Consider the following 16,980-nt stretch of genomic DNA (forward strand, 5'->3'; position numbering starts at 1 on the left):
GATTTGGACGGGGAACCGGCTAAGTCCGGAATTTTTAATATGCGGTGTATTGTTCGCGGTTCTGGGAATAACGTCGCCTCATCAGGAGAGTAACGGGGGAGAATCGTTCGGTAGTGGCCTAAGAAATTTACAAATTAACTTTGTGAAGTTGGGGGGTAAGTGGTATGATTTTACATGTATTCACGGGCTTTTTGCCCCTGAATTCTCTTATGGTTCGACCTTATTGTTTAACCGTATGATCTTATTTGAAAAGAGGTGAGACTTGTGGATGAATCGTTTCAAATTGTGAAACTTTTTGGGATTCCCTTCAACGTAAGTAACATCATCTCTGGGACCCTGGTGGCGCTTGTTTTCCTTGCCCTTGTTTTCTGGTTCTCCCGTGACTTGAAGCTCAAGCCAACGGGCCGGCAAAACATGCTGGAATGGCTGATTGATTTCACGAACGGAATCATCAAGGGAGTTCTTCCCGATGAGGAGGGTAAAAAGTACCGGCTATTCGCCTTTGTACTTTTCGCATTTATCTTCATTGCTAACCAGGCAGGGTTGATTTTCCAATTTGATATTGCAAAGCACGGACAGGACTTCAACTTCTTCCGGAGTCCAACGGCATCAGCAACAACGACGCTGACGTTAGCGCTGATGGTGCTGGTTCTGTCCCATGCTGCAGGGGTACAGAAATTTGGCTTTAAGGGTTACGTTAAGAATACGTACTTAAAGCCGTTCTTTTTCCTATTCCCGATTAACCTGCTGGAACAGTTTACCAATTTCATGACGTTAGCGCTTCGTCTGTTCGGTAATATTTATGCCGGTGAAGTGCTGTTGGAAGTTATTGGTGGCCTGGTTAAGGCGGGACCGGTTGGTTTTGTTTCATCGATTCCACTTGAAATGATTTGGCAAGCATTCTCGGTCTTTATTGGAGCGATCCAGGCATATGTCTTTGTCACACTGACAATGGTATATATTTCGCAAAAGGTCGAAGAGGAATAGTGAGGTTGAGAAGCAACTTCATGATAGTTACATTAAGGAGGAATTTTTATTATGGCTTCTAGTATTATTACAGGTTTAGCTTTACTTGGTGCAGGGCTCGCCGCAGGGTTAGCTTCTGTTGGTACTGGTGTTGGTAACGGGCTCGTTATTTCAAAGATGCTCGAAGGAATGTCACGGCAGCCAGAATTAACTGGTCAGTTACGGACAAACATGTTCATTGGTGTTGGGCTGATCGAAGCTGTGCCGATTATCTCAATCGTTATTGCCTTCATGTTACTCGCTAAGTAGTTCCTTATATCAACTGCGTAAATATAGTAATAAGGAGGTGCTAAGCGATGAATTCGATGCTTTTAAGCGCAACGTCTGGTGTTCAGTGGGGCGATTTCCTTTACTACCTGATTCTCTTCATCATTATGGCGCTGGTCGTTAAGCACTTTGCTTGGGGACCGGTAACCAAGATGATGGACAAGCGGGCCGAGAAGATTGCCAATGACATTGACTCTGCGGAAAAATCCCGGCAGGAAGCTGAAAAGCTTGCTGCCCAGCGTGAAGAGGCGCTGAAGAATTCACATGTTGAGGCTGCCCAGATTGTTGACCGGGCTAAGAAGAACGGTGAGCAACAGAAGGCTGACATCGTTGATGCCGCCCACAAAGAAGTCGCAACGCTGAAGGCAAACGCAAAGAAGGACATTGAGCAGGAACGGCAGGAAGCCATCGATGGTGTGCGGAACGACGTTGCTGAACTGTCCATTGAAATTGCTTCAAAGGTTATCAAGAAGGAGCTTTCTGCTGATGACCAGAAGGCCTTAGTTGACTCGTACATCGAAGGGTTGGGGAAGCAAAATGTCACAAAGTAACGCAACGATCGCCCGGCGCTATGGGAAGGCGCTGTTTGAACTAGCACAGGAAAAGCAGGTGCTTGAAGACGTGCAGGCCGAATTAACGGCGCTTAACCAGGCGTTTAACGAAGAATCACAATTTATGTTGTTCATGACCAGTCCGCAGATTACTGAGGATGCTAAGCAGGCCATGTTAACAACGATAACTGTCAACCTGTCACCGGTAACGAAGAACCTGGTAACCATGCTGTATGATTACCGGCGCTTGGTTAACTTTGACGGGATTGTCAGTGAATTTAACAGATTAAATGATGAGTACCACAAGACGGTCCGGGCAACCGTAACGACCGCCATTGAATTGGATGATGAGCAGAAGGACAAGCTTGCCTCTTCATTTGCTAATGTTGTGGGTGCAAATAAGGTTATGGTCGACACGGTTGTCGACGAATCAATCATTGGTGGGGTAATTCTCCATTCAAATAGCTACATCTATGACGGTTCAATCAAGTCCAAGATTGAGCACATCAAGCGTCTGTTATTAAAATGATTTAAAGAGGTGAGACTTTTATGAGCATTAAAGCTGAGGAAATCAGTGCTCTGATCAAACAGCAATTAGCAAATTACCAAGATGAGCTTACTGTTGAAGAAGTCGGTACCGTAACGTACGTTGGGGACGGAATTGCCCGGGCAAACGGGTTAGATAACGCCTTATCAGGTGAACTGTTAGAGTTTGCGGACGGTACCTACGGAATGGCACAGAACCTAGAACAGTCCGATGTCGGGATTGTTATCCTGGGAGACTACAAGGGAATCCGGGAAGGCGATACCGTTAAGCGGACTGGCCGGATTATGGAAGTGCCAGTTGGTGAAGAATTAATCGGCCGGGTTGTTAACCCCCTTGGGCAGCCGGTTGATGGTTTAGGGGAAATCAAGACGACTAAGACACGCCCAGTTGAGCACAAGGCTCCTGGTGTTATGGAGCGGCAGTCTGTTTTTGAACCCCTGCAAACCGGGTTAAAGGCCATTGACTCCCTGGTTCCGATTGGTCGGGGTCAGCGTGAATTAGTCATTGGTGACCGGAAGACCGGGAAGACGTCCGTTGCCATTGATACAATCATCAACCAGAAGGGCCAGGATATGATTTGTATCTACGTTGCCATCGGGCAGAAGGATTCAACGGTCCGGGCCCAGGTTGAGACGCTGCGGAAGTTTGGCGCAATGGATTACACCATCGTCGTTACTGCCGGACCGTCATCACCGGCGCCGATGCTGTGGTTAGCCCCGTATTCCGGGGCGGCAATGGGTGAAGAGTTCATGTTTAACGGCAAGCATGTTTTGATCGTGTACGATGACCTTTCAAAGCAAGCCGATGCTTACCGTGAACTGTCACTTATTTTGCGGCGGCCACCTGGTCGTGAAGCATACCCAGGGGATGTTTTCTACCTGCACTCCCGGTTGCTTGAACGGGCAGCTAAGTTAAGCGATGATCTTGGTGGTGGTTCAATGACGGCCCTCCCATTCATTGAAACGAAGGCCGGGGACGTTTCCGCCTACATCCCAACGAACGTGATCTCAATCACTGACGGACAGATCTTCCTTGACAGTGATAACTTCTATTCAGGAATTCGGCCAGCGATTGATGCCGGAACGTCCGTTTCCCGTGTTGGGGGAGCTGCCCAGATCAAGGCCATGAAGAAGGTTGCCGGAACGCTTCGGCTGGACCTTGCTTCATTCCATGAACTGGAGTCATTCGCTCAGTTCGGTTCAGACTTGGATGCCGCAACGCAGGCTAAGTTGAACCGTGGGCAGCGGACGGTTGAAGTCCTGAAGCAGCCGCTCCACAAGCCGCTTCCTGTTGAGAAGCAGGTGCTGATTCTGTACGCCCTGACACATGGGTTCTTAGACAGCATTGCGGTTGCCGATATTTTACGGTACCAGGATGAAATGTTTGCCTTCTTTGACAGCAACCACAAGGATCTGTTGGACGTCATCGCTAAGACGGGTGACCTGCCAGATACTGATAAGCTTGACGCTGCAATCAAGGAATTTGCGGAAACATTTCAGCCAAGTGACAAGAGCAGCAAATAAGAAGGGGTGGTGACATAAATGGCTGGTTCACTGCAAGCAGTTAAGCGCAAGATTGCATCAACCAAAAAGACGAAGCAGATTACCAGTGCAATGCAGATGGTTTCAACGTCCAAGTTGAACCAGATTCAACACCACACAACGAGTTACCGTGAATATGCCGATAAGGTGCGGAGCGTAATTACGCACCTTGCCAAGTCCCACTTACTTGATGCTGCTGCGGCTGGTTCTGAGGATGCCCCGGCTGAAAAGAAGGGCGGTCTCGGAATGTTAACGCAGCGGCCGGTCCACAAGACGGGGATTATGGTAATCACTTCGGACCGAGGACTGGTTGGAAGTTATAACAGCAATATCATTAAGCAGACGATGGAAATTATCCAGAAGGGGAATCACACTAAGGATGATGTTGTGATTCTTGCAATTGGTGGCACCGGGGCGGACTTCTTTAAGAAGCGCGGGTTCACCATTGGATATGAGTACCGGGGTGTTAGCGATGTGCCGACGTTCCGGGAAGTGCGGCCAATCGTGCGGGAAATTATTCAGCGGTATGACGAGGCTGAGTACGACGAACTGTACGTTTGCTACAGTCACTTTGTCAACACGTTGACGTCCGTTTTCCGGGCAGAAAAGATGCTCCCGATTTCAGCAGAAAACCTGGGACACGATGATCTCACGGATAAGGAAACAACGGACGAGGATACGATTAGTAGTCTGTACGAAACCGAACCGTCGGAGGAGGCAATCCTCGAGGCCGTTCTTCCGCAGTATGCGGAAAGCCTGGTTTACGGTTCGATTCTTGATGCGAAGACTTCCGAGCACGCCTCAAGTTCAACCGCAATGCGGTCGGCTTCGGATAACGCGAATGACATTATTGCCAACCTGGAATTACAGTACAACCGGGCCCGGCAAAGTGCCATCACGACGGAAATCACGGAAATTACGGGTGCACAAGCTGCCTTAGAATAAGAAAACAGGAGGAATAACGAATGAGTACTGGAACAGTCGTTCAGGTTATCGGTCCTGTTGTTGATGTTCAGTTTCCATTAAACGAAGCATTACCGGAAATTGACAACGCCTTAAAGGTTAAGCGTGAAGACGGTAGCGAATTAGTTATCGAGGTTGCCCTTGAGTTGGGTGACGGAATCATGCGGACAATCGCCATGGATGGAACGGACGGTTTGAAGCGTGGCGCTAAGGTTGTTGATACGGGAGCTTCAATTAGCGTTCCTGTCGGAAAGGAAACGCTTGGACGGGTGTTTAACGTCCTTGGGGAAACCATTGATAACGGTCCAGAGTTTGGTGAAGATGCACAGCGGAACCCAATCCACCGGAATGCACCTGATTATGATCAATTAAGTACGGGAACCGAAATCCTTGAAACGGGGATTAAGGTGATTGACCTCTTAGCACCATACGTTAAGGGAGGCAAGATTGGTCTGTTCGGTGGTGCCGGTGTTGGTAAAACCGTGCTGATTCAGGAATTAATCCACAACATTGCCCAGGAACACGATGGGATTTCCGTATTTACTGGTGTTGGTGAACGGACCCGTGAAGGGAACGACCTGTACTACGAAATGAAGGAATCTGGTGTTCTTGAGAAGACGGCCATGGTCTTCGGGCAGATGAACGAACCACCTGGAGCCCGGATGCGGGTTGCCTTGACCGGATTAACGATCGCTGAGTACTTCCGGGACGTTGAAGGTCAGGATGTGCTGCTGTTCATCGATAACATTTTCCGGTTCACGCAGGCCGGGTCAGAAGTATCAGCCCTGCTTGGCCGGATCCCATCAGCCGTTGGGTACCAGCCGACGCTGGCAACTGAAATGGGACAGCTGCAGGAACGGATTACTTCTACGAAGAAGGGGTCAGTTACGTCAATCCAGGCCGTTTACGTGCCTGCCGATGACTATACCGACCCGGCCCCAGCCACGACGTTCGCCCACCTGGACGCAACGACGAACCTGGAGCGGTCGTTAACGCAGATCGGGATTTACCCGGCTGTGGACCCGTTGGCTTCAACTTCAAGTGCCCTTGCACCTGAAATTGTTGGTGAGGAACACTACCGGGTTGCTACGGAAGTTCAGCACATTCTTCAACGGTACCGTGAGCTGCAGGATATCATCTCAATCCTTGGGATGGATGAATTATCCGATGAAGAAAAGGTTATTGTTAACCGGGCCCGGCGGATTCAGTTCTTCCTATCACAGAACTTCCACGTGGCTGAACAGTTTACGGGGGTTCCGGGGTCCTACGTTCCGGTTGAAGAAACCGTTAAGGGCTTTGATGAAATCCTGAAGGGGAAGTACGATGACCTTCCGGAAGATGCGTTCTTATCAGTTGGTCGGATTGAGGAAGTTGTTGAAAAAGCAAAAAAGATGACTAACAATTAAGGAGGGAACGTCTAATGGCTGAACCTGTTTTAACTGTTAACGTCGTAACACCGGACGGAACGGTCTACAACGACCAGTCTGCACTGGTGATTTGCAAAACAACTGGTGGTGAAGTTGGAATCATGCCGAACCACATTCCGCTCCTTGCTTCGCTTGCAATTGATGAAATTCGGGTGAAGAAGGGGGAGGATCGGTTCGACGAAATTGCCGTAAGTGGTGGTTTCTGTGAATTTTCTGAAAACACCCTAACCGTCCTGGCGTCAGCTGCGGAACGGAAAGAGGACATTGACGTTTCGCGGGCTGAACAAGCCAAGAAGCGTGCCGAAGAGGCAATCGTTGCCGCCAAGCAGAAGCACGATGATGCGGCAATGCGGCGGGCGGAGGTTTCTCTCCGGCGGGCAATCAACCGGTTAAACATCAAGAAAAATTAGTAATGAAAGGGGGCTGATCCGTGATCAGGCCCCTTTTTGTGTTCTTTTAGGTCTCACAGCAGGGCCTTAGTGGAAGGGGTGTTTTGTGCCGACAGGGGAGTGAGTTATGCCAGATGAAATAGCATTAAATATTTAGTTGACAAAAAATGCGGGGGGGTAAGGTACCACTGAATAGCGGAGATTAAAGGAGAGCTACATAATGAAGAAATCAACTAAAGTATTAGGTGCAGTAGCAGCAATCGGAGCTTCAACCACATTGGTTGGGGGCGCGGTGCATGCCGATTCAGTTTCAGCTAATAAGGCACAGTCCAGTGAAGTTCAAAAGTTGAACGCTAAGCCGGTGAGTGTCGCTGATGCGCAGAACAAGGTAAACAGCGACCAATCTAAAGTTAATGCTGACAAGCAGCAGGTTGCAACGGACCAGAGCAACGTTAACAAGGATCAGAACAACGTTAATAAGTACTCTAAGGACGTCCAGGACAGCAAGACTCAGACACCGGTTGTGAAGGACCAGATTAGTAAGACCAACACTGATATTCAGAACGACCAGTCTAAGATTAGCGCTGACCAGAACACCATTAGCAAAGACCAGTCCAAGGTTAATGCTGACCAGTCGCGGGTAACAGCGGATCAAACAAGCGTTACGGCCGCCCAGGATAAGGTTAACGGTGCCCAGGATGCGGTTAATCACGACAACCAGCGGATTAACGACATCCACCATGCTCAGCAGATTGCCGACCAGGCTAAGCAGAACGTGGCTAACGATCAGCAACAGGTTTCCGATGCCCAGAGTAACGTATCGAAGGCACAGTCGGCTTTAATTCCAGCGCAGAACGCTAAGGACCAGGCCGGCAAGCTCGTTTCAGCAGCCCAGTCCGCACTAACAGCCGCGCAGAATAAGGAACAGGCCGACCAGAACAAGGTTAACTCCACGCAGGATAGCCTAAACAACGTAACGGCCGAAATTAACTCACGGAATTCATTCACGCTTCCAGCAGGTGATGACAACTCGCTGTCATCAGATTCTACTGACCAGCAGAATAGCATTTTATCGCAAGGAATGAATGACCCGGCAAACACGTACCATTCAAGTCCAGAATATAATTACAACGTTGATCCGATGAACCTAACTGATCAGCAAAAGAAGGATTTGGCTACGTGGATTGCCCAATTAATTAATCCGCTTCGTTCACAGTTAGGTAATACACCGGTGGAAGTTAATAACTCAGCAATGGGATTTGCCGATGCAGTGGCTAAAGGATACGACAAAGATAACTGGAATCTTTTCACTCACAGTCACGATACAGATGCAATCTACAACGCTGCGGTTCAGTATGGTCTAGCAGCACAGAAGGGTTCAAATGCATACGAAGATGCGGTAAGCAGTATTATTCCTACTCAAACATGCACAATGAATCAGTTGCGGGAGAGCATCTACAACGCGTTAAAGGAATTGCTTTTTGTTGATATGATGCACGCAACAAACGTGGAAGGATACAATTGGTTAACTAAAGAGAAAGAACCACAGGAGTACATGGGCTTCTCAATTGACAAGCTCGGTCAGTTCCACCTTGAGTTCATTCCAGCTAACTTAGTTACGGATCCAAGTAAATTTAACGTTAACGACAACGTTGCAATTCCGGCCGATGATTTAGCTTCACTAAAGAAGCAGCAGGCTAACCTGCAGCAGCAGTTATCCACGGAACAGGGCCAGTTAGCCCAGGATAAGCAGGCGGTAACGAACGCTCAAAACAAGTTGAACAATGCAAACGCCGTCCTCAATAGTGCAACGAACGCCTTTAATGCGGCTAAGCAGGGTTACCAGGATGCCCAGACGGCATTAACTAATGCGCAAAACAAGTTATCCCAGGATCAGGCCACCCTTAAGCAGGCCCAAGAAGACGTTCAGAACGCCCCGCAGGAGCTGCAACAGATGAATGCACAGTTAGCTCAGGACAAGCAGGCGGTAACGAACGCGCAGAATAACCTGAACGCCGCTAAGACAAAGTTGCAGAACGACCAAACAACGCTGCAAAATGACCAAAACATTCTGAATGCGGCTAAGGCGCAGTTGACGGCTGACCAGCAGAAATTGCAGAATGACCAGGACACCTTAAAGCAGTTACAGCAGCAGCTCTCTGATTACCAGAACGCCCCGCAGTTGTCAGCCCAAGCTAAGCAGCAATTGGCGACAGACCAAGCTAAGTTAGCTGCTGACCAGGCCCAGTTAGCAACGGACGAAGATACTCTGGCACAGGATACAACAGCCCTGAACAACGCCAAGGCGAATGCAGCTAAGGAAGCTCAGGCCGAAGCCAACCGGGAACAAGCCCAACGCGCAAAGAATTCCTTTGAAATTGGTGGTTCATACGTTCTCGGAAATGGTCGCCGGGAAGCAGTCGCAATGCCAACGGTTAAGGCGGACGTTGTTCCAGGCGCTAAGGAAGCTGGCCAGGCTAACCAGCATAAGCGGGCATTACCGGATACCGGCGATGCTGGTGAGAGTGGTGTTCTAGGCCTGTTAGGGGCTGCATTGCTGACAGTGATGGGGACTGCTGGCTACCGGCGGAAGCGCCATGACTAAACAAGGAAATTAGGAAGCGGGAAGCAGCATCGGTGGTGGAAACTGCCGGTGTTGTTTTTTTATTTTTCGGACTAAAGCGTTGCGCTGTTTTCCTTTTATGAGCCGTCAATGGTAAAAGAATTAAAATTACGTAGCGATTACATTTTAGTAACGTTTTTTATGCTATGATGAGAACGAATTTGTTTGTGGAGGGAAACGATGAGACTATACGGCATGATGGCGCTCTTAACCCTAGTAAGTCACTTTACGTTTATTGCAGTGGCGTTTTATATGCTTCAGGGATTACGACTTGACCGGTTCTTCCCCCCTGAGCAGCAGTGGGCGGTTCGGCTACTCGTTGTTTTAGGGGCGGTTGCGCTCGGTTTTACGTGTAGTCAGTTTTTCCTTAGCTTTATTACCAATGTTCGTAACCTTGGTTACCTGTTATAGAATGAAAAAAAGTTTATGAGAGGACCATTTCAATGGAGAAGATTATTGTGCGTGGCGGGCAACGGCTACAAGGAACGGTTGCCATCGAAGGAGCAAAAAATGCGGTTTTACCAATTTTAGCGGCGGCAATTTTACCGACGGAAGGGCGGACCGTGTTAACAAACGTCCCGATTTTGGCAGACGTGTACACGATGAACAACGTCATTCGGTTCCTTAACGTTCAAGTTGGTTTCGAGGAACAGGAAAACACGATTACCCTTGATGCGACGGGGGATTTATCATACGAAGCACCGTTTAAGTACGTGTCAAAGATGCGGGCATCCGTTGTTGTGTTGGGTCCACTTCTTGCCCGGTTAGGACGGGCCAAGGTTGCGATGCCGGGAGGGTGTGCAATCGGATCGCGGCCGGTTGACCTTCACTTGAAGGGATTACGGGCACTTGGGGCGACAATTGAACAGCACGATGGCTACATTGAAGCCCACGCTGATCACCTCAAGGGTGCGCGGATTTACCTGGACTTTCCGAGTGTGGGGGCGACGCAGAACATCATGATGGCTGCGGTCTTAGCCGAAGGAACAACGGTGATCCAAAACGTTGCGCAGGAGCCGGAAATCGTTGACCTAGCAAACGCTCTTAATAAGATGGGCGCCCGGGTTGTGGGGGCTGGAACGGACACCCTTAAAATTGTTGGGGTGGACCACCTTCACGGCACCACGTACCAGGTAATGCAGGACCGGATTGAAGCGGGCACCTTCATGACGGCGGCGGCGATTACGCACGGCGACGTTCTGGTTAAGGATGCGGTAGCTGAACATAATAAACCGTTGATTTCAAAGCTCCGGGAAATGGGCGCACAGGTGACGGTTAGCCCAGAGGGAATCCGGGTTGTTGGGCCTAAAGAGCTTAAACCTGTCGAGGTGAAGACGTTACCGCATCCGGGCTTTCCGACGGATATGCAACCGCAGATGACGGTGTTGCAGTTGGCTGCTCACGGGACGAGCGTATTGACGGAAACGGTGTTTGAAAACCGGTTTATGCACCTGGAAGAACTGCGGCGGATGAACGCCAACTTCAAGGTGGAGGGTGACACCGTGGTGCTGTACGGCCCAACCAAGTTTAGTGGGGCTGAGGTTGCCGCAACCGACTTACGGGCGGGGGCAGCGCTGGTAATTGCTGGCCTTGTCGCCGACGGGATTACGCAGGTGACGCACTTGGAATACCTCGACCGGGGATACTACCACTTCCACCAAAAATTAGCGGCGCTCGGTGCTGAAATCAAGCGGGTTGATGACATTACTCCGGGGAGCGTCCGGGTAAAGGCCGAGTCAAAGTAGGATAGTAACAAGCAGGAAACGGGGACCGTTACGTGAATGTTTACGGGCGAGGTTTCCTGTTTTTATTTTGAAAAAACGAAATTAGAAAATCCCCGTGAATGACCGGAGAAACACCCGTGATTATGGTATAATCGGGAAGACATGGGTGGTGGAACCACCAGATGACGAGGGGGTTAGTAGCATGGCTGCTACACGGAAGTTTTTGTTTGGGAAACGGGCAACAACTACGAAGAATATTGGCGTTGATTTGGGAACGGCCAACGTTCTGATTAACGTTCAGGGGGAAGGAATTGTTGTCGATGAACCGGCCGTCGTTGCCGTTACTGACGATGAGCATAAGGTTGTTGCGGTTGGGAATGAAGCGGCCGCGATGGTCGGACGGACACCCGAAAATATTCGTGCAATTCGGCCGTTAAAGGGCGGTGTCATCGCCGATTTTGATATGGCCGAAGCGATGTTAGCGCACTTCATTAAAAAAATGAACGTGAAGGGCTTTTTGACACGGCCGAATATTATGATTTGTTGCCCAACTGATACGACTGACGTTGAGCAGAAGGCACTGATTCAGGCGGCAGAAAAATCCGGCGGTGGCCAGGTCTTTTTGGAAAAGGAACCCAAGGCGGCTGCGATTGGCGCAGGGTTGGATATTTTTAAGCCCCACGGTAGTATGATTATCGATATTGGTGGGGGTTCAAGTGATATTGCCGTGTTATCACTTGGCGGAATTGTAACGAGCGCATCGCTCCGGAAGGCGGGCGATACGTTTAACGCCGATATTGCCGCGTACGTTAAGCAGCACGATAACCTCTTAATCGGGGAACGGTCGGCTGAGCAGGCTAAGGTCGAAATTGGGACGGTTATTAAGGACCACCGGAACGATGAATTACAGGTGCGGGGAAGCGATACCGTTGATGGAATGCCCCGGACCATTACGTTAACTTCAAATGATGTTGAGGCTGCCATTCACGAAACGATGGGAGAAATCATTGCGGCCGCCAAGAAGGTAATTGCGCACACTCCCCCTGAACTTGTAGGGGACATTATTGAATCGGGGATTACCCTGACCGGTGGTGGCGCCCAGTTTGACGGGATTGCCGAGTTGTTTGCAACCGAATTGCGGGTACCAGTAACCGTTGCGGAAACGCCGTTGGATGATGTTGCGGTGGGGACAAGTAAGTTGCTTGCCAGAAAGACGGCGGCCCCTGAAAACGAGGTTGAGTCCAAGGAATGAAACGGATTCTCTTAGCAGCGTTGCGGTTTTACCAGCGCTACGTTTCGCCCGCTCTACCGCCAGCATGCCGGTACTATCCGACGTGTTCGACCTATATGATAAATGCGGTTGAACGGTTTGGCGTTCTCCGTGGCGGGTTGATGGGGGTTGCGCGGTTGCTTCGGTGCAATCCCCTTTGTCGTCCCGGGTATGATCCCGTTCCGGATCATTTTTCGCTTCGGCGGAACCGGGACGCCCACCTGGATTTATCCGACTTGGACCAGTATATGATGCAACCACCTAAGAATGAAGAAAGTGAGGATTATAGTGGCACGCAAGGAAAGAAACATTGAGATTATTGCGAACGAAAAGATGGACCACGGGACGTTATTAACGGAATACGTTGTTGGAAAGAACGTTATTGGCCGGGTCTTACCCGTTGGTGGGGCGTTTCAAGCGGAGCTTCCTGATGGGCGGCAGTTTAAGTTGCCAAGCGAAGATGAGGCGGTTGATTTCCTAATTCGGGAATACCATCTCCATAATTAGTGAGGGGGCGGTTAACGTGAAACAACAGCAGTTACGGCGGGAAAACGAAGCCCGGGTTGACTGGGGAATCATCCTTTCCGTCCTCCTGTTAGCGGTGATTGGGATGACGGCCCTTTACGTGGCGGTTAAGCACGATACGAGTATAACGAGTGTGTTGCACGCGCTGGTTTCCCAAGCAGTATGGTATATTATTGGAATTTTGCTCGTGATTGTTGTGATGCGCTTTGATGCCGAGCAGCTTTGGAAAATTGCGCCCATTGCGTACGGGGTGGGGATTGCCCTCCTTGTTCTTCTGCTAGTTTTTTACAGCCGGGCGTACGCACTTAAGACCGGGGCGAAGAGCTGGTTTGCCTTAGGACCGTTAACGTTCCAACCTTCAGAAGTGATGAAGCCGGCCTATATTCTGATGCTCGGGCGGGTAATTGCCAAGCATAACTCGGTTTACCCGCAACATACGATTGAGAGCGACTGGCGGCTAATCGGAAAGATGTTCCTGTGGACCCTCCCGATTATCGTGTTACTCCACCTGCAAAATGACTTTGGGACGACGCTTGTGTTTGCCGCTATCTTCTTCGGGATGGTGCTTGTTTCGGGGATTAGCTGGCGTATTATTGTTCCGGTGGTTGCGGTGGTGGCGGCCCTGGGGATTACGGCAATTTTGTTGGTAACCTACGGCCGGGGGATTCTCCTGCACCTGGGCTTCCAGAATTACCAGTTCCAGCGGATTGATGCGTGGTTGCACCCGGCAGCCGGGTCAACCGGGAATAGTTATCAGCTATGGCAGAGCATGAAGGCGATTGGGTCCGGCCAGATTTTTGGAAAGGGCTTTGACGTTTCTACCGTCTATGTTCCTGTGCGGGAATCAGATATGATTTTCTCGGTGATCGGAGAAAACTTTGGCTTTATCGGCGGATGTGTCCTGATCTTCATTTACCTGTTGCTGATTTTCCAAATTCTGCAGGTGACTTTTGACACTAAGAACGAGTTTTACGCCTACATTTCAACCGGGGTTGTGATGATGATTCTGTTCCACGTGTTTGAAAACATCGGGATGAGCATTGGGCTCCTTCCGTTGACCGGGATTCCACTCCCGTTTGTCAGTCAGGGAGGCTCGTCCCTGATTGGAAACATGTTAGGAATTGGAATGGTATTATCAATGCGGTACCACTACAAGAGCTACATGTTTAGTAGCCGGACAACGTTTGATTAGTAGAATAAGGGGGGCTGTGGCGAAAGTTGCAGTTCCTTTTTTGTCGAGGGAAGATAGTTGTTTCCCGTCGTTTCCGCATGGTAAAATGGGTCGTTGGAAAGAACGGTTAAACTAAATTTATAGGGGAAAATGCCATGACAAAAAAATTACACATTGCATTGCTTTTTGGCGGAAACTCGTCGGAGCACGACGTTTCAAAGCGGTCTGCCCATAACATCTACGATGCGCTTGACCGGAATAAGTACGACGTGTCGGTCTTCATGTTTACCAAGGACGGGTTCTTACTTGGAAACGAAGATTCAATGAAAATCTTTAACGGGGCTGACGAGGATACGGTGGTTGCCGAAGCGACGAAGGACGTTGACTTTAGCAATCCGTTAGCTAATATTCAAAACTTATCAGAGGTCCACGATATTGACGTCTTCTACCCGGTAATTCACGGAAACATGGGTGAAGACGGAACGGTTCAGGGGCTTTTCCGGCTGCTGGATAAACCGTGGATTGGGAGCGGTATTGCATCGTCTGCCATTTCCTTTGATAAGGACCTTACCAAGCAGATGTTAACCTACCACGGGATTCGTAACACCAAGTATGTGGTGGTTACGCCGGAGAACAAGGACGAACTCACGTATGCTAAGTGCAGCCAAAAGCTGGGGAAGATGCTGTTTGTTAAGCCGGCCCGGCAGGGATCCTCGGTGGGAATTCACCGGATTGACAACGAAGCGGACTTTAACGCGGCGGTTGAGGATGCACTCCAGTACGACTACAAGGTGCTGATTGAAGAGTGCATTAAGAACCCGCGGGAAGTGGAATGTTCCGTTCTAGGAAACCAGCACCCGCAGGCTTCTAAGCTTGGGGCGGTCACCGTTCCGGCGGACGATGCGTTCTACGACTACAATAATAAGTTCGTTGATGCTTCTGGGGTAACGTTTACCATGCCGGTTGATTTGCCCGCTGACCTGGCAAAGGAAATCCAGGAAATGGCATTGCAGGCCTTTAAGGTGCTCGGCAACCGGGGAATGGCCCGGATGGACTTCCTGGTTGATGAAAACAACGTCCCGTACCTTGGCGAACCAAACACGTTACCAGGGTTTACGAACATTTCCCTGTACCCGCAGCTGTGGGAAGTCTCTGGGATCAAGTACAACGATTTAATTGACCGGTTAATTCAACTGGCCATTGATGAGTACAACGATAATGCTAAGCTCCACTACGACTTCATTAAGTTGGGTGAGGAGCACGTTGGCAAGAAGATTTACAGGGAGTAAAATAAAAGCAGTTAAGTGATGATGAAACGGTGATTGTGAATGACACAGTCACCGTTTTTATAATTAGACTGGAATTTGAGATGGGAGAGTACTAATCAGGTGGATGAACGGCAGAAAACAGGGTTGTTGCGGATTGTTCTGGGATGGGGCGCCTTTCCGGGACTGCTATTTTTAATGAAGCAAACAGGGTGGGGGATTCTTCTGGTAATTATCGGGACACCCATGATTATCGCCCTGATGTTGGCGCCCAAAATGCGCCTTTCCTTTCAGGACTATGTGCGCATGATTGGCACCTGGGTGCTCCTTGCACTGTGGTTCTTACCGTTTGGGGGTGTCCGGCTCCTACTGGCGTGGTGTGCGCACTTAGTTTTGCCCGGGCAAGTGGTTACCTGGGTAGTCCTCCACCGGCGGGAAGTCGGCCTGATTGGCGGCGGGTTGTATGTTTGCTGGTGGCTGGGAATGGTGCGGTTAGTTCCCGCCTTTTTCATTGCCGTTCGGGGAACCGACCACCCGTTTCGGACGGCCTGGCAGCAAAGCCGGGGGAGGTACTGGCGCCAGTTAGGAACAATGGCGGGAAGCGGGATCGTTTTTCTGATTGCCAAGCAGGTCGTCTTTCAGGGCGCGGTGCTAATCCACCAGGTGTTTCCGGCAAACGCCGCGGCGGCAACGCTACTGGTGCTTTGCAGCCAATTAATTGTCTTAGGGATGTTTTGGGCGTGGATGCGTTGGCTTTTCCGGGTTTATGGGGGGAAGCGGCTGACCGGCGCACCCGAAGCCCCAACGCCGGGGAATGGTTTACTCTGGTTTTGCTTAGCATTCACGGTGGTTGGCTGGGGAGAAATTGGTTTGCAGACTTTCCGGATTATGAAGCAACCACTGCCAGCCTCCGTCACAGTGGTTGCGCATAAGGGAATGAGTTGGAATGCCGGGCGTCCGAACTCGCTTCAGGCACTGGTAACGACGAGCCGGCGGGTGCACCCAGCCCTAAGTGAGTGCGATGTCCAGGAAACCCGTGATCACCGGTTTGTCGTGAATCACGATCCGGCCGTTACCGTACACGGGAAACGGGTTGCGATTCGGAGCCTTTCCCTGGCCCAGGCTCAGCGCATCAGGGTAACCGATAACGGGAAAACAAGCCGTTTAGATAGCGTGGGAGCGTACATTCAAGCGGCCCGCAGAGCGCACCAGCCCCTTTTAATTGAGATTAAGCCGGCCCCCCACGCGCGGGCGGTTGTCCGGGACTTTCTCCGGGATTATCAGCCCCAGTTACCGGCGGGGTCACAGTTTCACTCACTTGATGGTGGGGTGATTACGGCGCTGGCCCAGCGCGCTCCACACATCAAACGGGCGTTAATCCTGCCGTTTGCTCTGTGCGGCTTTCCCCGTGAAAAAATTCAGCAGTGTTCGCTTGATTATCACACCTTAACGCCGACTGCGCTGCGGGTTTTACACGCCCGCCACGTTGCGGTATGGGCGTGGACGGTGGATCAGTCGCGGGTTGCTGCCCAACTGATTGCGGCGGGGTGCGATGGGGTGATTACTGATCGGCCCGAAATGGTGCGGCGGGTAATCCGGAACTTACGGTCGCCGGCAACCCGAATTACTGCCCGGATGCAGGTGCTGTTGCAAGAATGCGATTAAAATAGCGTAGTTACATGGTAGGGGGT

The 16,980-nt window shown here is 50.4% G+C and carries 17 protein-coding genes; all 17 read left to right on the forward strand.

Features of this window, described 5'->3' with window-relative positions:
• The first annotated feature begins 264 nt into the window (after positions 1 to 264).
• The 17 genes from atpB to QOR60_RS00870 all read left to right on the forward strand — a co-directional run bounded on the left by atpB (position 265) and on the right by QOR60_RS00870 (position 16,954).
• Positions 265 to 987: a F0F1 ATP synthase subunit A gene (atpB, locus tag QOR60_RS00790; protein WP_283581458.1), complete on the forward strand. Its 723-nt coding sequence runs from the start codon at positions 265 to 267 to the stop codon at positions 985 to 987.
• A 51-nt stretch (positions 988 to 1,038) separates the two neighbouring features.
• Positions 1,039 to 1,275, forward strand: coding sequence for a F0F1 ATP synthase subunit C (gene atpE, locus QOR60_RS00795; protein WP_283581459.1), 237 nt, complete (start codon positions 1,039 to 1,041; stop codon positions 1,273 to 1,275).
• Between the two features lie 47 nt (positions 1,276 to 1,322).
• The gene (gene atpF, locus QOR60_RS00800) at positions 1,323 to 1,844 is read left to right on the forward strand and encodes a F0F1 ATP synthase subunit B (RefSeq protein WP_283581460.1); all 522 of its coding nucleotides are present in this window, start codon (positions 1,323 to 1,325) and stop codon (positions 1,842 to 1,844) included.
• Positions 1,831 to 2,373, forward strand: a complete 543-nt coding sequence (gene atpH / locus QOR60_RS00805) for an ATP synthase F1 subunit delta (protein WP_283581461.1) — start codon at positions 1,831 to 1,833, stop codon at positions 2,371 to 2,373. Before atpF ends, atpH begins: the two co-directional genes overlap by 14 nt.
• 20 nt (positions 2,374 to 2,393) lie before the next feature.
• On the forward strand, positions 2,394 to 3,914 hold the full coding sequence (gene atpA / locus QOR60_RS00810) for a F0F1 ATP synthase subunit alpha (protein ID WP_283581462.1): 1,521 nt from the start codon (positions 2,394 to 2,396) through the stop codon (positions 3,912 to 3,914).
• 18 nt (positions 3,915 to 3,932) lie between these two features.
• Entirely contained in the window at positions 3,933 to 4,877 is a 945-nt protein-coding gene (locus QOR60_RS00815) for a F0F1 ATP synthase subunit gamma (protein ID WP_283581463.1), read from the forward strand.
• A gap of 20 nt (positions 4,878 to 4,897) precedes the next feature.
• Positions 4,898 to 6,301 (forward strand): F0F1 ATP synthase subunit beta, encoded by a 1,404-nt coding sequence (atpD, locus tag QOR60_RS00820; protein ID WP_283581464.1) that lies wholly within the window; start codon positions 4,898 to 4,900, stop codon positions 6,299 to 6,301.
• A gap of 14 nt (positions 6,302 to 6,315) precedes the next feature.
• Entirely contained in the window at positions 6,316 to 6,732 is a 417-nt protein-coding gene (locus QOR60_RS00825) for a F0F1 ATP synthase subunit epsilon (RefSeq protein WP_283581465.1), read from the forward strand.
• Between the two features lie 199 nt (positions 6,733 to 6,931).
• On the forward strand, positions 6,932 to 9,316 hold the full coding sequence (locus tag QOR60_RS00830; RefSeq protein WP_283581466.1) for an SEC10/PgrA surface exclusion domain-containing protein: 2,385 nt from the start codon (positions 6,932 to 6,934) through the stop codon (positions 9,314 to 9,316).
• 198 nt (positions 9,317 to 9,514) lie between these two features.
• Positions 9,515 to 9,745, forward strand: coding sequence for a DUF1146 family protein (locus tag QOR60_RS00835; RefSeq protein ID WP_283581467.1), 231 nt, complete (start codon positions 9,515 to 9,517; stop codon positions 9,743 to 9,745).
• Between the two features lie 32 nt (positions 9,746 to 9,777).
• Complete coding sequence (murA, locus tag QOR60_RS00840; RefSeq protein ID WP_283581468.1) at positions 9,778 to 11,079, forward strand: UDP-N-acetylglucosamine 1-carboxyvinyltransferase; 1,302 nt, start codon at positions 9,778 to 9,780, stop codon at positions 11,077 to 11,079.
• A gap of 181 nt (positions 11,080 to 11,260) precedes the next feature.
• Positions 11,261 to 12,310: a rod shape-determining protein gene (gene mreB, locus QOR60_RS00845; RefSeq protein WP_283581469.1), complete on the forward strand. Its 1,050-nt coding sequence runs from the start codon at positions 11,261 to 11,263 to the stop codon at positions 12,308 to 12,310.
• Positions 12,307 to 12,642 (forward strand): membrane protein insertion efficiency factor YidD, encoded by a 336-nt coding sequence (gene yidD, locus QOR60_RS00850; protein ID WP_283581470.1) that lies wholly within the window; start codon positions 12,307 to 12,309, stop codon positions 12,640 to 12,642. The genes mreB and yidD overlap by 4 nt, the downstream gene beginning before the upstream one ends.
• The gene (locus QOR60_RS00855; RefSeq protein ID WP_283581471.1) at positions 12,617 to 12,835 is read left to right on the forward strand and encodes a DUF2969 domain-containing protein; all 219 of its coding nucleotides are present in this window, start codon (positions 12,617 to 12,619) and stop codon (positions 12,833 to 12,835) included. Before yidD ends, QOR60_RS00855 begins: the two co-directional genes overlap by 26 nt.
• Before the next feature lie 16 nt (positions 12,836 to 12,851).
• A complete protein-coding gene (locus QOR60_RS00860) occupies positions 12,852 to 14,045 on the forward strand; it encodes an FtsW/RodA/SpoVE family cell cycle protein (RefSeq protein WP_283581472.1) in 1,194 nt (397 codons plus the stop codon).
• 134 nt (positions 14,046 to 14,179) lie between these two features.
• Positions 14,180 to 15,313, forward strand: coding sequence for a D-alanine--D-alanine ligase family protein (locus QOR60_RS00865; protein ID WP_283581473.1), 1,134 nt, complete (start codon positions 14,180 to 14,182; stop codon positions 15,311 to 15,313).
• A gap of 99 nt (positions 15,314 to 15,412) precedes the next feature.
• Complete coding sequence (locus tag QOR60_RS00870) at positions 15,413 to 16,954, forward strand: glycerophosphodiester phosphodiesterase family protein (RefSeq protein WP_283581474.1); 1,542 nt, start codon at positions 15,413 to 15,415, stop codon at positions 16,952 to 16,954.
• Positions 16,955 to 16,980: the final 26 nt, after the last annotated feature.

Origin of the sequence: Ligilactobacillus hohenheimensis (genome assembly GCF_947381805.1) — a bacterium.
GTDB lineage: Bacteria > Bacillota > Bacilli > Lactobacillales > Lactobacillaceae > Ligilactobacillus > Ligilactobacillus hohenheimensis.

Excerpts from the sequence above, each read along its gene's own strand:
- QOR60_RS00865 (WP_283581473.1), top strand. The coding sequence starts at position 14,180 with ATGACAAAAAAATTACACATTGCATTGCTTTTTGGCGGAAACTCGTCG.
- QOR60_RS00825 (WP_283581465.1), top strand. The coding sequence starts at position 6,316 with ATGGCTGAACCTGTTTTAACTGTTAACGTCGTAACACCGGACGGAACG.
- murA (WP_283581468.1), top strand. The coding sequence starts at position 9,778 with ATGGAGAAGATTATTGTGCGTGGCGGGCAACGGCTACAAGGAACGGTT.
- atpF (WP_283581460.1), top strand. The coding sequence starts at position 1,323 with ATGAATTCGATGCTTTTAAGCGCAACGTCTGGTGTTCAGTGGGGCGAT.
- yidD (WP_283581470.1), top strand. The coding sequence starts at position 12,307 with ATGAAACGGATTCTCTTAGCAGCGTTGCGGTTTTACCAGCGCTACGTT.
- atpD (WP_283581464.1), top strand. The coding sequence starts at position 4,898 with ATGAGTACTGGAACAGTCGTTCAGGTTATCGGTCCTGTTGTTGATGTT.
- atpE (WP_283581459.1), top strand. The coding sequence starts at position 1,039 with ATGGCTTCTAGTATTATTACAGGTTTAGCTTTACTTGGTGCAGGGCTC.
- atpA (WP_283581462.1), top strand. The coding sequence starts at position 2,394 with ATGAGCATTAAAGCTGAGGAAATCAGTGCTCTGATCAAACAGCAATTA.
- atpH (WP_283581461.1), top strand. The coding sequence starts at position 1,831 with ATGTCACAAAGTAACGCAACGATCGCCCGGCGCTATGGGAAGGCGCTG.
- QOR60_RS00830 (WP_283581466.1), top strand. The coding sequence starts at position 6,932 with ATGAAGAAATCAACTAAAGTATTAGGTGCAGTAGCAGCAATCGGAGCT.
- QOR60_RS00835 (WP_283581467.1), top strand. The coding sequence starts at position 9,515 with ATGAGACTATACGGCATGATGGCGCTCTTAACCCTAGTAAGTCACTTT.
- QOR60_RS00815 (WP_283581463.1), top strand. The coding sequence starts at position 3,933 with ATGGCTGGTTCACTGCAAGCAGTTAAGCGCAAGATTGCATCAACCAAA.
- mreB (WP_283581469.1), top strand. The coding sequence starts at position 11,261 with ATGGCTGCTACACGGAAGTTTTTGTTTGGGAAACGGGCAACAACTACG.